This window comes from Acidovorax sp. sif1233 (assembly GCF_019218755.1).
Taxonomy (GTDB): domain Bacteria; phylum Pseudomonadota; class Gammaproteobacteria; order Burkholderiales; family Burkholderiaceae_C; genus Acidovorax.
On sequence record NZ_JAHUWZ010000004.1, the window covers coordinates 462,742 to 476,093 of the forward strand.

Sequence of the window (13,352 nt, forward strand, 5' to 3'; positions counted from 1 at the left end):
CATTTTTTATAGACTAATGGTTTACCCCAATCAAATGCAATTGAATGGATCAGATACCATGCATCGACTACGGGGACATCTGTGATGGAAGAAATTGACGTGGCCCCAGACAAGGCGCGCCGAGGCATTCAAGCCATAGAGGCTGGTGGGCAGCTGCTTCTTGCGCTGGAGGCCCACGGGCACCCTCTTCCCCTCAAGAAGCTTGCCTGGGCTGCCAACATGGCTCCGGGAAAGGCACACCCCTACTTGGTGAGCCTCTCAAAACTCGGTCTGGTGACTCAAGACGCCTCAACCGGCCACTACTGGCTCGGTCGTACCGCCATGGAACTGGGTCTCCTGACGCTTCGCACCGTCAATCCCTTGCGCGAAGCCGCACCGCTTGCGGAACTGCTCGCGCAAGAAACAGGGCACAGCGTTGCACTGTCTGTTTGGGGAAATCAAGGGCCGACAGTGGTATCGCTTTTCGATGCGACCTATCCCCTTCATACCAACATGCGTGTGGGGACGGTGATGTCTCTTGCCGGAACAGCAACGGGGCGCTTGTTCGTGGCCTATCTACCTCGACAACTCATAGAAGAGTCACTGCTGGAGGATGACCGTCGCCTGGGCCCAGATATCGCAAAAACCGTTGAGCCGAGCGAACTGCAAGATATGCTCAGCTTGGTGCACGAACATGGACTCTCACGTTCCGTGGATATGCCTACCGTGGGGGTCAGCTCGTTTGCAGCCCCGGTTTTCGACTATTCGGGCAATGTTGTGATGGCGGTCACACTCCTGGGGCGTACCCGGTCATTTGACACAGCCTGGAGCGGAAACCAGGCAAAGGCGGCAAGAGCATGCGGCTCAGCGATCTCCACGCGCCTCGGGAGCCTCCGGCGCGGCGCCTGAGTGCAGAGCAAAAAAATGAACAGACGGAAACAAAAGCCCCATGGCTCCCGATTCAGCGCCGTATTGCGCCTGGTCACAGACATCCTAATGCATAAGCACTAGACTAAAAATTCATCTATGGCAAACGAGACCGCCAAATTTAACTCCAAGGACAAGACCATGGGCGCACTTGATGAAGACGGCAATGAAGGTGGTTCCGAGAAGGAGCGCCGAGGAATTCAGTCTATTGAAGCCGGCGGTCAGTTGCTTCTCGCACTGGGTGCGCAAGGTCGCCCGTTGCCGTTGAGAGAACTGGCGCGAGCTGCCGACATGGCTCCAGGAAAGGCGCACCCCTATCTCGTGAGCTTTGCCAAGTTGGGGCTTGTGACCCAGGAAGCCTCGACGGGGTTCTATTGGCTAGGCCCCACGGCAATGCAACTAGGCCTTGTGACCCTCCGCATGCTCAATCCAGTACGCGAAGCCACTCCCTTCGCCGAGCAGCTGGCGCGGGAAACTGGGCACAGCGTCGGATTGTCCGTCTGGGGAAATCAAGGCCCGACGATGGTCTTCCTCTTTGACGCCATCTATCCGCTGCACACCAACATCCGTACTGGAACGGTAATGTCCCTTGCCGGTACTGCGACTGGTCGATTGTTCGCCGCATACCTTCCCGCGAAACTGATCGAAGAGTCGTTGCTGGAAGACGAGCGGCGCTTAGGGCCGGACATTGCGAAACCCGTCGACACGGAAGAACTGCAGAGAATGTTGATCGAGGTGCGCAAGCATGGGGTATCGCGCTCGGTCAACAACCCCACCCCTGGTGTTTGCTCCTTTGCCGCGCCCGTCTTTGACTATTCAGGCAACATCGTCCTGGGCGTCACGCTCATGGGGCGCTCAAGGTCTTTTGACACGGACTGGAATGGCACCCAAGCCACAGCCGTGCGCGCATGCGGCCAAGAGGTATCCAAACGCCTAGGCGGACCTTCAAGAGCCTCTCTGGATCCGCGCTGACATCCATTGGCCGGGATGGCCTGCCGCTGGCGAGGTTCACCTACGCCTTCCTGAATCCGAGCCTCTGCGAGATAGCGAGGGCACAAGTGCGCAGGGCCACGGCCATCGGACCATTCCAATCAGGGTCAAAGGTACCCGTAGGGCCCATCATCGTGATAGTCAGGGCAATCGCGCCGGAGTAGTCAAAGACTGGTGCCGAGAACGAAACAATCCCCGGCGTTGGATGATTCACCCCTCGCGACATTCCCCGCGCCCTCACCTCCTCGATCAGATCCTCAACCGCCTTGCCATCAAGCGGATGGGCAATGTCAGGGCCCAAACGGATGTAGTCATCCTGAAGCATCCGGTCGATCAATGGCCTTTGCAAATAAGCTGAATACACCCTGCCGGTTGCTGTATTGGCCAGCGACATCACCGTTCCGGTACGGATGTTGGTGTTGATCGGGTACGCAGCGTCGATCAGGCGAACGATGACGGGCCCGAGGTTTCCCCAGACCGCGATCGCAACCGTGTGCCCGGTTTCAGCAGCCAACGCCTCCGCCATGGGCGTCGCTTCGCGAATGGGATTGAGAGTCTGCAGCCCGGTGAGCCCCAATTGGATCGCCATAGGTCCCAGCAAGTACTGACCAGTTACGGGGTCCTGTGCCACGAGCCCGATCTTCCCAAAGCTCACCAAGTAGGGATGGATCTTCCCGGAAGGCATGCTGACAGCCTTGGTCAGGTCCCTGAGGGCCATAGGCCTTGGCTCAGAAGCCAACACCTTCAGTATTTCCCCCCCCACCTCTATTGACTGGATTCCACGGCGCTCACGGCCACTAGGGTGCGACGGACTCAAATCGTCATCTTGCGGGGCAGTCAGTTTCATAGGGCGAAATCATAGGCCCAATCAGACAGGCAGGCGAAATTCAACAATGACTAACGCACTTGCATAGGGTAAATACTAGTTATAGTTTAGCGAGCTAGATAAATACTAGCGTCTGACAGCGCGGAGTGCGTGATTCACATCCGCCAACTCGGCGCATCCGCCCTTTTTCACTCGGAGACAAACATGAGAAACCTTCTGACAGCACGTCGACTGGCCCTTGCGGCAGTTGCATTCGTTTCACTGGCAGCCGCAGCGCAAGACATCAAGCTGGGGTTCAACGGTGACCTGTCTGCCTCGCCATCTGCACAAAGCGGGGCGGCAGGCGTGCTCGGAATTCGCGCCGCTATTGACGACATCAACGCTGCAGGGGGCGTGCTTGGCCGCAAGCTCACACTGGTGATCCGTGACGATCAATCCCAGCCACCCAAATCGATCCAGAACATGAGCGAGTTGATCGACAACGAGAAGGTGGTAGCCGTGCTTGGCCCCACCAACTCTGGGAACGCGATGGCCTGGAAACACATTCCCAATCAGAAAAAAGTTGTCTCCATGGGCATGATCGGCGGCGGAACCGACATCACCAAACCGATGAGCCCGGGTGCTGAAAACTACATGTTCCGCGTCTCCATCGTTGACAGGGAGCAGGTGGTGGGTTTGATGGCCTATGCGAAAAAAGCGGGAGCCAAGAAGCTCGGCCTGGTGGCGGAGACCACGGGTTATGGCCAAGGTGGGCTCAAGGACATGACCGAGATCGCAAAGCTGCAAGGCCTGGATGTCGTTGCCACGGAGAGATTCGCTGTTGGTGACACAGATATGACCTCACAGCTGAGCAAACTCAAAGCAGCAGGTGTGGACACGCTCGTGGTTTGGGCTCAGGGAACGCCCACTGGCCAGCTGGTCCGCAGCATGGAGAAGGTCAACTATTTCCCGAATGTCCTGTCATCCTGGGCCGCAGACAACATCACGTTTTATGACGCGGCGGGCCAAGCCTTGGCCGAAAAGCCAATTTTCATGCGCACCATGGTTGATGCCGTCGCCCCCAAGCAGAAGGCCCTCTTTGAGCGCACCAAGGACAAATTGGCCGCAGCAAGTGCATTTCCGTTCGTCGCCCATGGATACGACGCAACGCTGCTGCTGGTAGCCGCCATCAAGCAAGCGGGCTCCACCGACGGAGCAAAGATGCGCGAGGCACTGGAAAACCTGCAAGCGCCGATCGATGGCATCAAGAAGACTTATGAACGCCCCTTCTCGCCGACAAGTCATGAAGCACTGACCGCTAGCGACTTCGCTTTCGTCAAATGGACAGGGGGCAAGCTCACTCAGGTGAACGATGCAACGACCAAGTTGCTGCAATCGCCTGATTTCAAGCGCTAGATGCCGTCGCAGGCCCCATCGGCAGCTGCTTTGCTGGGGCCTCCGCCTTCGATTGGCTTATCGCGCCTAGGCGCGATGCCACTGGAATTCAGTCCCCCGCAGAAGCACCCAATGAACATCCTCGAACTTCGGCCCGACATGTCAGGGCATGAGATACAGGCACTCAAGTTTGCCTACGAGCCTTCGCCCGACCAGCGCAATGAGCATCCTACGCACCACCCTGTCGTTGTCATCGGCGCTGGGCCAGTGGGTCTCAGCCTCGCCATAGACCTCGCTCAACGCGGACAGAAGGTCCTGCTGCTGGACAACGATGATCGGCTGTCGAACGGATCGCGCGCCATCTGCTTTGCCAAGCGCACACTGGAAATTTGGGATCGATTGGGCGTGGGCGACGCCTGCGTCGACAAGGGCGTCTCGTGGAATGTGGGCAGGCTGTTCCGCGGCAGCGAGCAGGTATACCAATTCGACCTGCTGCCGGAACAGGGCCACGAACGCCCCGCCTTTATCAATCTTCAACAGTACTACGCAGAAGCGTACCTGCTGCAACGAGCAACCGCGCTTCCCAATTTGGAAATCCGCTGGAAGAACGCTGTGGTCGCCTTGGATCAGATAGAGGGCGAAAACGGAAAAGTCATTGTGGGAGTCGATACGCCAGATGGCCCGTATCAAGCGACTTCCGACTATGTCGTCGCGTGTGATGGTGGACGGTCCAGCGTTCGCGCGCTCATGGGTCTTGAGAGCAAGGGGCAGGTATTCCAGGACCGGTTCCTGATCGCCGATGTCAAGATGACTGCGGACTTCCCCGCCGAACGCTGGTTCTGGTTTGACCCACCTTTCCATCCGAACCAGAGCGTCCTTCTACATCGCCAACCCGACAACGTCTGGCGAATCGATTTCCAGCTCGGGTGGGATGCAGATCCAGACGAAGAGAAGAAGTTGGAGCGAATCACTCCGCGCATCAACGCAATGATGCGTCAGGCGCTTGGCCGACAAGTCCCCTTCGAACTGGAATGGGCGAGCGTTTACACGTTTGTTTGTCTACGCATGGAGCGCTTTCGTCATGGCAGAGTGATCTTTGCAGGAGACAGCGCCCACGGAGTTTCGCCGTTCGGAGCCCGCGGCGCGAACTCTGGCATTCAGGATGCGGAGAATCTCGCCTGGAAACTGGACGCTGTCCTCAAAGGGAAAGCGACAGCGCTGGCGGCTGAGGCCCTCCTGGACAGCTACGGCACCGAACGTGAATACGCCGCAGACGAGAACCTGCTGAACTCAACCCGCGCCACCGACTTCATCACCCCAAAAAGCGAAATCAGCAAGCAGTTTCGCGATGCGACCCTTGATCTCGCAACCGAATTTCCATTCGCGCGTCAACTGGTCAACAGCGGGAGACTGTCTGTTCCGGCTACTTTGGAGACCTCGCCTCTGAACACTCCAGACAGCGAGAAATTCGACTCGCCGATCCGTCCGGGTGCCCCTGCCGCAGATGCCCCGATAACCCATGCAGGAAAGACAGAATGGTTTCTGCGGCAATTGGGTCAAGACTTCACATTGGTGGTCTATTCGAATGAAATACCTGCCGACCTTGCTCAAACTGAAGTTGACAAGGTACTGGTGGTGACCGGAGTGACATCACTGCAGGACGGTCCAGGTCTCAGGGTGATCTGCGACAACGAAGGTCTGTTCGCCCGCCGCTACGACGCGCGCCCCGGCAACGCATGGTTGATGCGCCCCGACCAGCATGTATGCGCGCGCTGGCGTGCACCTCGAGCCGCAGACGTCGGGGCCGCATTGCTGCGAGCTCTCGGAAGCCCCATCCAGGACTGATATGAATCTCATCACGACACCGAACTTCGAAGCCGCGGACGAATTCTATGAAAGCTTGATAGAGACGCATCGCGAGCTCGACCTGACGCAGAGCCACGAACTAAACATAAAGCTCGTGCTATTGCTCGCTAACCATGTAGGAAAGCGTGATGTATTGTCGGCCGCACTGACCGCGGCGCGACGCAACACCTGCGCTGAAAAACCATAGGCCAGCGCGATGCGGGGGAAATGGGGTGAAGGTGACCTGCACCGGCCAGGATGGTTGAGGAACTGTTCATCAGCGAGCCCGCGCCGATCGCCATGCGGGGTTGTCCACAACGAGCTACCGGGAACCGCCCAAGATGACCGAGGCAGCTGCCTGGCTGAGCGCGCGCATCGTCGAGCTGGTCTACCAGCGCCGGCGCTTCGGCCAACACCCCGCACTCACTCCACCGTCACGCTCTTCGCGAGGTTCCGGGGCTTGTCCACATCCGTCCCCCGCGCGCAGGCCGTGTGATACGCCAGCAGCTGCAGCGGCACCACGTGCAGCAGCGGGCTCAAGGGCCCGTAGTGCTCGGGCATGCGGATCACGTGGATGCCCTCACTGCTCTCGATGCGGGTGTCGGCATCGGCCAGCACGTAGAGCACGCCCGCGCGGGCGCGCACTTCCTGCATGTTGCTCTTGAGCTTTTCCAGCAGCGCATCGTTGGGGGCCACGGTGACCACGGGCATGGCGCTGGTGACCAGGGCCAGGGGGCCGTGCTTGAGTTCGCCCGCCGGGTAGGCCTCGGCGTGGATGTAGCTGATTTCCTTGAGCTTGAGCGCGCCTTCGAGCGCGATGGGATAGTGCAGGCCCCGGCCCAGGAAGAGCGCGTTCTCCATGCGCGCGAAGTCCTCGGCCCAGCTAATGAGCTGCGGCTCCAGCGCCAGCACGGCCTGCAGGGCCACGGGCAGGTGGCGCATGGCCTTGAGGTGGGCGGTTTCCTGCGCTTCGGTCAGGCGCCCCTTGGATTGGGCCAGTGCCAGCGTCAGCAGGAACAGGCCGGCCAGCTGCGTGGTGAAGGCCTTGGTGCTGGCCACGCCGATCTCCACGCCCGCGCGCGTGATGTAGGCCAGCTTGCATTCACGCACCATGGCGCTGGTGGCCACGTTGCAGATGGTGAGCGTGTGCGCCATGCCCAGGCTCTGCGCATGGCGCAGGGCGGCCAGGGTGTCGGCGGTTTCTCCGCTCTGGCTGATGGTGACGACCAGCGTGCGCGGGTTGGGCACGCTGGTGCGGTAGCGGTACTCGCTGGCCACCTCGACCTGGGTGGGAATGCCGGCGATCTCCTCGAGCCAGTACTTGGCCGTGCAGCCGCTGTAGTAGCTGGTGCCGCAAGCCAGGATCAACACGCTGTCGATCTCCTTGAACACGCGCCAGGCGGCAGCGCCGGGCTGGCCGTGCTGGCCCGCGCCATCGAACAGCTCGGGCACGATGCCCTCCACGCCTTCGAGCGTGTCGGCGATGGCGCGCGGCTGTTCGAAGATTTCCTTTTGCATGTAGTGGCGGTAGGGGCCCAGCTCGGCCGCGCCGCTGTGGGCCAGCACGGTGCGCACGGGGCGCTGCGCCGGGGTGAGCGCCTCGCGGCCCTTGCCCACGATCCAGTAGCGGCCCAGCTGCAGGTCCACCAGGTCGCCCTCTTCCAGGTACACGATCTGGTCGGTGACGCCCGCCAGGGCCATGGCGTCGCTGGCCAGGAAGTGTTCTGAGCCATCCTTGCCCACGCCCAGGATCAGCGGCGAACCCGCGCGTGCGCCCACCACGCGGTGGGGTTCGTCCTTGTGCATCACGGCGATGGCGTAGGCGCCGTGCAACTGGGCAACCGTGGCCTGCACGGCATCGAACAGGTCGCCGCTGTAGTGGCTGTCCACCAGGTGGGCGATGACCTCGGTGTCGGTCTGGCTGGTGAACACGTAGCCGCGCGCCTGCAAGGCGGCGCGCAGCTCCTCGTGGTTCTCGATGATGCCGTTGTGCACCAACGCCACGCGCCCCGGGGTGCCCGCCGCATCGCCCGCGCCGTGGCTGAAATGGGGGTGGGCGTTGTGCACTTCCGGTGCCCCGTGCGTGGCCCAGCGGGTGTGGGCAATGCCGGTGGCGCCATCCACATGGTCGGCCTGCACCTGTTCAAGCAGTTCGGTCACGCGGGCCGTGCTGCGCGCGCGCTGCAGGCCGGCGGGGCGCGCCGCGTCCAGGCTGGAGGCGTGCACGGCCACGCCGCAAGAGTCATAGCCCCGGTATTCGAGCCGCTGCAGGCCCTGCACGAGGATGGGAACGATGTTGCGCGTGGAGACCGCGCCGACGATGCCGCACATGGTGGTTGCCCTGGTTGGAAAGCGATGGGGGCGATGGTAGGCGGCACAGCAAGAAATTAATGATTGATATTCATCTTGTTTTGGACTTTAATTTCACCACCAATCATTGATGAAATTTTCAATCAATTTTACTTAAAATATGGAATCCATAGCACTCGACCTCGTGGATCTGCAGTTGCTCAACCTCCTGCAAACCGACGCCGCGCAAAGCAACCAGTCCCTGGCCGAGCGGGTGCATGTCTCCCCGCCCACCTGCCTGCGCCGGGTCAAGCGCCTGCAGGATGCCGGGCTCATCGAGCGGCAGGTCGCCATCCTGCAGCCCGACCGGCTGGCCGCCCTCCAGGGCCACGGGCTGGCGTGCATCGTCGAGGTGTCGCTGGACCGGCAGGGGGCCGAGCAGCTCGACGCGTTCGAGGCCCGCGCGGTGGCGGACGCCGCCGTGCAGCAGTGCTGGCGGGTTTCGCCGGGGCCGGACTTCGTGCTGGTGGTGCACACACGGGACATGCCCGGCTACCTGGCGCTGTCGCAGCGGCTTTTCACCGGCAACGCCAATGTGCGCAACGTCAAGGCTTTTTTCGCCACCCGCAGGGCAAAATTTGATACAAAAGTGCCGCTATCGCTGGATTGACAAGCGCTATAAGCTATATTTTTCATAGCAATCACCTGCTTGGCGCATCCCCCGCCAGTTCCCCCGCTGGGCGCCATGCCTTGCTGGCCTCTTGCCCCGCGGCAAGGTAAGCTGCCCCAGACCTCCACCCTCCAGCCCGCCGGGCTTCGCGCGGTACCGCATGCCGGCGGGTCCGCCAGAGGCGCACCAGGACCCATGCCCACACCCGAACGCCAGATGCCCCGCCGTATCTACCCGCTCCGGGTCCTGGGCATGGGGCTGGGCGGGATGGTGGTGGGTGTGGTGCTGTGGGAGCGCCAGGCCTCGTTCCCGGCCTGGGCGGCGCTGGTGCTGGCCGCCCTCGTCTGGCCCCATGCGGCCTGCCTGCTCGCGCGGCGCAGCGCCGACCCCTACCGCGCTGAAATCCGCAACCTGCTTGCCGACTCGGCCATGACGGCCGCGCTGGTGCCGCTGATGCACTTCAACCTGCTGCCCAGCGCGCTGCTGGTCACGCTGACGATGGTGGACAAGATCACCACCGGCATCGGCGGGCTCTGGGCCCGGTCCATCCCGGTGATGCTCGCGGCCGGTGTGGCCAGCGCGGTGGCCACCGGCATGCACTGGGCGCCCGAGACCTCCATGCGGGTGATCGTGGCGTGCCTGCCGGTGATGATGCTGCATACGCTGTCGGTCAGCGTGGTGAGCTACCGGCTGATCCGCAAGACCGCGCGGCAGAACCAGCAGCTGGACGAGCTGCGCCGCGTGGACTCGCTGACCGGCCTGTACCGGCGCGGCCACTGGGAGGAACAGGCCGAGGCCGCATTGCGCCACCACCACGCGACCGGCGAACCGGCCTGCATGCTGATGATGGACATCGACCACTTCAAGCACATCAACGACGCCCACGGCCACACCGTGGGCGATGAGGCGCTGCGGGCGCTGGCCCATGTGGTGCGGGGCAATGTGCGCGCTGGCGACTGCGCGGGCCGCTACGGCGGCGACGAGTTCGCCATCATCCTGCCCGGGCTGCAGGCCCGGGACGCGATGGCCATCGCCCAGCGCATCCGCGAGCAGACCGAGGGCACGCGCCTGCGCAACCTGCCGCAGCTGCGCTTTACCAGCAGCATCGGCGTGGCGCCTGCCCAGCGCGGCCACGCCAGCGTGCGCGAATGGACCGATGCGGCCGACGCCGCGCTCTACGCCGCCAAGAACGCCGGGCGCAACCGCGTCTCGGGCGGCCCGGACGCTGCCGCGCCACTGGTGCCCGCCGCGTAGCGCCGGGCCCGCGGCCTGCCCACGGACAACCGCGGCCTCAGGCGCGCGATGGCGCGGCAACGGCAGCAACAGCCGCCGAGCCCGGCCACGCCACCCGCACCGTGCAACCCGCCCCGGGCAATGCGGTGGCCGTGATGGCGCCCCCGTGGCGCTGCGCGATGGCCTGGCACAGCGCCAGCCCCGCGCCCACGCCCTCGAACTCGCTCTCGCGGTGCAGGCGATGGAACACGCCGAACAGGCCGTCGGCGCGCGCAGGATCGAAGCCCGTGCCGTTGTCCTGCACGGTGAACACGACCTGCCCCGCCTGCGCCGCCGCGGGGTCGGATTCGGCCTGCACCGCGATGCACGGCCGCGCGCTGTGGCGCGTGAACTTGAGGGCATTGCCCAGCAATTGCACCAGCAGCTCCTGCAGCAGGGCGGGGTCGGCCTGCAGCGTGGGCAGGCGGGTGGCATCCGCGGTGCGCCAGTCGATGGCGCGGCCCGCCTCGGCGGAGGCCAGGGCGGCACGCGCCCGGACCACGGCGTCCGCCAGCGGCACCGGCTGCAGGTTCAGCGGCGCCCGCTGGGCACGCGCCATCGCGAGCAGGCCGTCGATCATCATCCCCATGCGCCGCGCGGACTGGTCCATGGTGCCCAGAAAACGCAGCGCCTCCTGCACCGCAGCCGACTGCGCGACGTCCGGCGGCAGGTCGCCCAGCACCTCGCGCACCAGCGTGCCGTACGAGGTCACGTGCCGCAGCGGCGCGCGCAGGTCGTGCGAGACGGCGCGCAGAAACTCTTCCTGCGCCGCCGCCATGCCGGCCACCTGCTGCTGGCTGCGTGCCAGCTCGGCGCGCAACAGCTGCAGCTCCTGCCCGGCGGTGGCGTCGGAGGGTGTCATGGCCTGGGCAGCTTGGCGGGGCGCGCCCAGTTGGCGATGCTCACCTGCTTGCCGCGCGCCACGCTGAGGGCGCCCGGGGCCGTGCTCTTGGTGATGGTGCTGCCGCCGCCCACGGTGCCGCCCGCGCCAATGGTGACGGGCGCCACCAGCACGCAGTTGCTGCCCACGTGCACGTCGGCCTCGATCACCGTGCGGTGCTTGTTGGCGCCGTCGTAGTTGGCGGTGATGGCGCCCGCGCCGTAGTTCACGCGCTCGCCCACCGTGGCATCGCCCAGGTAGGCCAGGTGGTTGGCCTTGGCGCCGTCGGCCAGGGTGCTGTTCTTCACCTCGACGAAGTTGCCGATGTGCACTTCGCGGCCCAGCTGCGCGCCGGGGCGCAGGCGGGCGAACGGGCCGATCAGCGCACCCTCGCCCACCGTGGCGCCTGCCTTTTCGCCGTCGATGTGGGTGAAGGGATGGACCACCGCGCCCGCAGCGATGCGCGCGTTGGCGATGCAGCAGTGGGCGCCGATGCTCACGCCCTCGCCCAGCTCCACGCGGCCGGTGAAGACGCAGTTCACGTCGATCTCCACGTCCTGCCCGCACACCAGCTCGCCGCGCGCGCCGGTGCGGGTGTCGTCGCGCACATCGAACCGCGCGGGGTCGGCCAGGCGCACGCCCTGCTCCATCAAGGCCCGGGCTTGGCGCAACTGGTGCGCACGCTCCAGCTCGGCCAGCTGCAGCGGGCTGTTCACGCCCGCCACCTGCAGCGCATCGGTGATGCGGTGGGCCGCCACGGGCACGCCATCGGCCACGGCCATCGCGACGATGTCGGTGAGGTAGTACTCGCCCTGCGCGTTGTCATTGGTCAGGCGGGCCAGCCAGCCGCGCAGCAGGCGCGCGGGCACGGCCATGATGCCGCTGTAGACCTCGGTGATGGCGCGCTGGGCCTCGCTCGCGTCCTTGTGTTCGACGATGCCCCGCACCCGGCCCTGGCCATCGCGCACGATGCGGCCGTAGCCCGTGGGATCGGGCAGCGTGACGGTGAGCAGCGCGAGCTGCCCGCCGGCCGAGGCCGCGACAAGCGCGCGCAGCGTGTCGGCCTGCGTGAGCGGCACGTCCCCCGACAGCACGACCGCCGTGCCGTCGTCGCGCAGGTGCGGCACGGCCTGCAGCACCGCGTGGCCGGTGCCGAGCTGGGGTTCCTGGCGCACGAATTTCACATCCAAAGTGCCCCCAGCGCTTGCTGTGCCTACGCTGGCAGCTTCCACTTCTGTAGCACCATGGCCGGTGATGACGATGGCGCTGCGCGCCTGCAGGTGCGCCGCCTGGTCGAGCACGTGGTGCAGCAGCGGGCGCCCGGCCAGGCGCTGCAGCACCTTGGGAAGCCGGCTTTTCATGCGCGTGCCCTTACCGGCCGCCATGATGAGGATGTCGAGTTGCGTCATGGATCTTCTGGGGGAGATTCGATACCGGGCGGGAAGCCCCGCGCAGGCTGGGCCACGATTATCGGCTGCGCCCGCCCGTGCCCGGCAATCCGCTACAGCAGCGGCATCAGGCGGGGCGGCCTGTCGTAGTACTCGGCGATGCGCGCGAGCGCCCGGGTGTTGAGCAGGCGCAGCCGCCCGTTCCTGATTTCATGCAGGCCCAGGGTGGCCAGCCGCCGCAGGGTCTTGTTGGTGTGCACCAGCGACAGCCCGAGCGCATCCGCGATGTGCTGCTGATTCAGCGGAAACGCCACGGTGCCGTCGGCCTCCACCAGCCCGATGCGGTCCAGCCGCCGGTACAGGTGCATCAGCAGCATGGCCACGCGTTCGGTGGCGTTGCGGCGGCCGGCGGTCAGCAGGTTGTCGTCCACATGGCCCTCCTCGTGCGCCGACAGCCAGGTGATGTCGTAGCCCAGGCGCGGGTGCTCGCGAAACAACGCCCACAGGCTGTCGTTCTGGAACACGCACAGCGCGCAGTCGGTGAGCGCCTCGATGCCATGGGTGGACACCTCGCCAAACTCCTGCTGCAGCCCCACCAGGTCGCCCGGCAGCAGGAAGTTCAGGATCTGGCGGCGCCCGTCGCTCAGCGTCTTGTAGCGAAACGCCCAGCCCGCATACAGCGTGAACAGCCTGGCATTGACCTCGTTCTCGCGCACCAGCGCGCCACCGGCCTCCACGGCCAGGGTGGTGGTGCGAAAGCCTTCTATGAAGTCCAGCACCTCGGGCTTCACCGCCGTGAATGCCCCCGTTGCGCGCAGCCTGCATTCATGGCAGGTGGGCGGGCAGGCATGGGTGGGCAGGCTGGGGTTCATGGCGTGGCGGAGGGTGGGGAGATTTTAGGGACTGCGGCCG

General features: G+C 64.3%; 12 protein-coding genes and 1 pseudogene. 7 read left to right on the plus strand and 6 right to left on the minus strand.

What is annotated here, in order from left to right; all coding sequences use genetic code 11:
- The first annotated feature begins 84 nt into the window (after window positions 1–84).
- Both KW843_RS16455 and KW843_RS16460 read left to right on the plus strand, forming a co-directional pair.
- Entirely contained in the window at window positions 85–888 is an 804-nt protein-coding gene (locus KW843_RS16455) for an IclR family transcriptional regulator (protein ID WP_218296218.1), read from the plus strand.
- Between the two features lie 159 nt (window positions 889–1,047).
- Window positions 1,048–1,878, plus strand: coding sequence for an IclR family transcriptional regulator (locus KW843_RS16460; RefSeq protein ID WP_218296328.1), 831 nt, complete (start codon window positions 1,048–1,050; stop codon window positions 1,876–1,878).
- 40 nt (window positions 1,879–1,918) lie between these two features.
- Here the strand turns inward: KW843_RS16460 and KW843_RS16465 are convergent, their stop codons facing one another.
- The gene (locus KW843_RS16465) at window positions 1,919–2,485 is read right to left on the minus strand and encodes an IclR family transcriptional regulator (protein ID WP_255594795.1); all 567 of its coding nucleotides are present in this window, start codon (window positions 2,483–2,485) and stop codon (window positions 1,919–1,921) included.
- A 39-nt stretch (window positions 2,486–2,524) separates the two neighbouring features.
- Window positions 2,525–2,743: pseudogene (locus KW843_RS26815) on the minus strand (helix-turn-helix domain-containing protein); the annotation flags it as partial.
- A gap of 183 nt (window positions 2,744–2,926) precedes the next feature.
- Between KW843_RS26815 and KW843_RS16470 the strand changes: the two are divergent.
- The 3 genes from KW843_RS16470 to KW843_RS16480 all read left to right on the plus strand — a co-directional run bounded on the left by KW843_RS16470 (window position 2,927) and on the right by KW843_RS16480 (window position 6,149).
- The gene (locus KW843_RS16470) at window positions 2,927–4,117 is read left to right on the plus strand and encodes an ABC transporter substrate-binding protein (RefSeq protein ID WP_218296220.1); all 1,191 of its coding nucleotides are present in this window, start codon (window positions 2,927–2,929) and stop codon (window positions 4,115–4,117) included.
- A 111-nt stretch (window positions 4,118–4,228) separates the two neighbouring features.
- Window positions 4,229–5,941, plus strand: coding sequence for an FAD-dependent oxidoreductase (locus KW843_RS16475; protein WP_218296221.1), 1,713 nt, complete (start codon window positions 4,229–4,231; stop codon window positions 5,939–5,941).
- A 1-nt stretch (window position 5,942) separates the two neighbouring features.
- Window positions 5,943–6,149, plus strand: coding sequence for a DUF2783 domain-containing protein (locus KW843_RS16480; RefSeq protein ID WP_218296222.1), 207 nt, complete (start codon window positions 5,943–5,945; stop codon window positions 6,147–6,149).
- Between the two features lie 215 nt (window positions 6,150–6,364).
- On the opposite strand, the gene glmS is transcribed toward KW843_RS16480, so the two are convergent.
- Window positions 6,365–8,272 carry a glutamine--fructose-6-phosphate transaminase (isomerizing) gene (gene glmS, locus KW843_RS16485; RefSeq protein ID WP_218296223.1) on the minus strand — a complete coding sequence of 636 codons (1,908 nt, stop codon included), beginning with the start codon at window positions 8,270–8,272 and terminating at the stop codon, window positions 6,365–6,367.
- 139 nt (window positions 8,273–8,411) lie between these two features.
- Between glmS and KW843_RS16490 the strand changes: the two genes are divergently transcribed.
- Together KW843_RS16490 and KW843_RS16495 are read left to right on the plus strand one after the other, a co-directional pair.
- Entirely contained in the window at window positions 8,412–8,900 is a 489-nt protein-coding gene (locus KW843_RS16490) for an Lrp/AsnC family transcriptional regulator (RefSeq protein WP_218296224.1), read from the plus strand.
- A gap of 195 nt (window positions 8,901–9,095) precedes the next feature.
- Window positions 9,096–10,154: a diguanylate cyclase gene (locus tag KW843_RS16495; RefSeq protein WP_218296225.1), complete on the plus strand. Its 1,059-nt coding sequence runs from the start codon at window positions 9,096–9,098 to the stop codon at window positions 10,152–10,154.
- 37 nt (window positions 10,155–10,191) lie between these two features.
- Here the strand turns inward: KW843_RS16495 and KW843_RS16500 are convergent, their stop codons facing one another.
- From KW843_RS16500 to KW843_RS16510, 3 genes are all read right to left on the minus strand, one after another.
- Complete coding sequence (locus KW843_RS16500; RefSeq protein ID WP_218296226.1) at window positions 10,192–11,034, minus strand: ATP-binding protein; 843 nt, start codon at window positions 11,032–11,034, stop codon at window positions 10,192–10,194.
- Window positions 11,031–12,461, minus strand: coding sequence for a bifunctional UDP-N-acetylglucosamine diphosphorylase/glucosamine-1-phosphate N-acetyltransferase GlmU (gene glmU / locus KW843_RS16505; protein WP_218296227.1), 1,431 nt, complete (start codon window positions 12,459–12,461; stop codon window positions 11,031–11,033). The genes KW843_RS16500 and glmU overlap by 4 nt, the downstream gene beginning before the upstream one ends.
- 92 nt (window positions 12,462–12,553) lie before the next feature.
- Entirely contained in the window at window positions 12,554–13,312 is a 759-nt protein-coding gene (locus tag KW843_RS16510) for a Crp/Fnr family transcriptional regulator (protein ID WP_218296228.1), read from the minus strand.
- Window positions 13,313–13,352: the final 40 nt, after the last annotated feature.

Excerpts from the sequence above, each read along its gene's own strand:
- KW843_RS16455 (WP_218296218.1), top strand. The coding sequence starts at position 85 with ATGGAAGAAATTGACGTGGCCCCAGACAAGGCGCGCCGAGGCATTCAA.
- KW843_RS16460 (WP_218296328.1), top strand. The coding sequence starts at position 1,048 with ATGGGCGCACTTGATGAAGACGGCAATGAAGGTGGTTCCGAGAAGGAG.
- KW843_RS16465 (WP_255594795.1), bottom strand. The coding sequence starts at position 2,485 with ATGGCGATCCAATTGGGGCTCACCGGGCTGCAGACTCTCAATCCCATT.
- KW843_RS16470 (WP_218296220.1), top strand. The coding sequence starts at position 2,927 with ATGAGAAACCTTCTGACAGCACGTCGACTGGCCCTTGCGGCAGTTGCA.
- KW843_RS16475 (WP_218296221.1), top strand. The coding sequence starts at position 4,229 with ATGAACATCCTCGAACTTCGGCCCGACATGTCAGGGCATGAGATACAG.
- KW843_RS16480 (WP_218296222.1), top strand. The coding sequence starts at position 5,943 with ATGAATCTCATCACGACACCGAACTTCGAAGCCGCGGACGAATTCTAT.
- glmS (WP_218296223.1), bottom strand. The coding sequence starts at position 8,272 with ATGTGCGGCATCGTCGGCGCGGTCTCCACGCGCAACATCGTTCCCATC.
- KW843_RS16490 (WP_218296224.1), top strand. The coding sequence starts at position 8,412 with ATGGAATCCATAGCACTCGACCTCGTGGATCTGCAGTTGCTCAACCTC.
- KW843_RS16495 (WP_218296225.1), top strand. The coding sequence starts at position 9,096 with ATGCCCACACCCGAACGCCAGATGCCCCGCCGTATCTACCCGCTCCGG.
- KW843_RS16500 (WP_218296226.1), bottom strand. The coding sequence starts at position 11,034 with ATGACACCCTCCGACGCCACCGCCGGGCAGGAGCTGCAGCTGTTGCGC.
- glmU (WP_218296227.1), bottom strand. The coding sequence starts at position 12,461 with ATGACGCAACTCGACATCCTCATCATGGCGGCCGGTAAGGGCACGCGC.
- KW843_RS16510 (WP_218296228.1), bottom strand. The coding sequence starts at position 13,312 with ATGAACCCCAGCCTGCCCACCCATGCCTGCCCGCCCACCTGCCATGAA.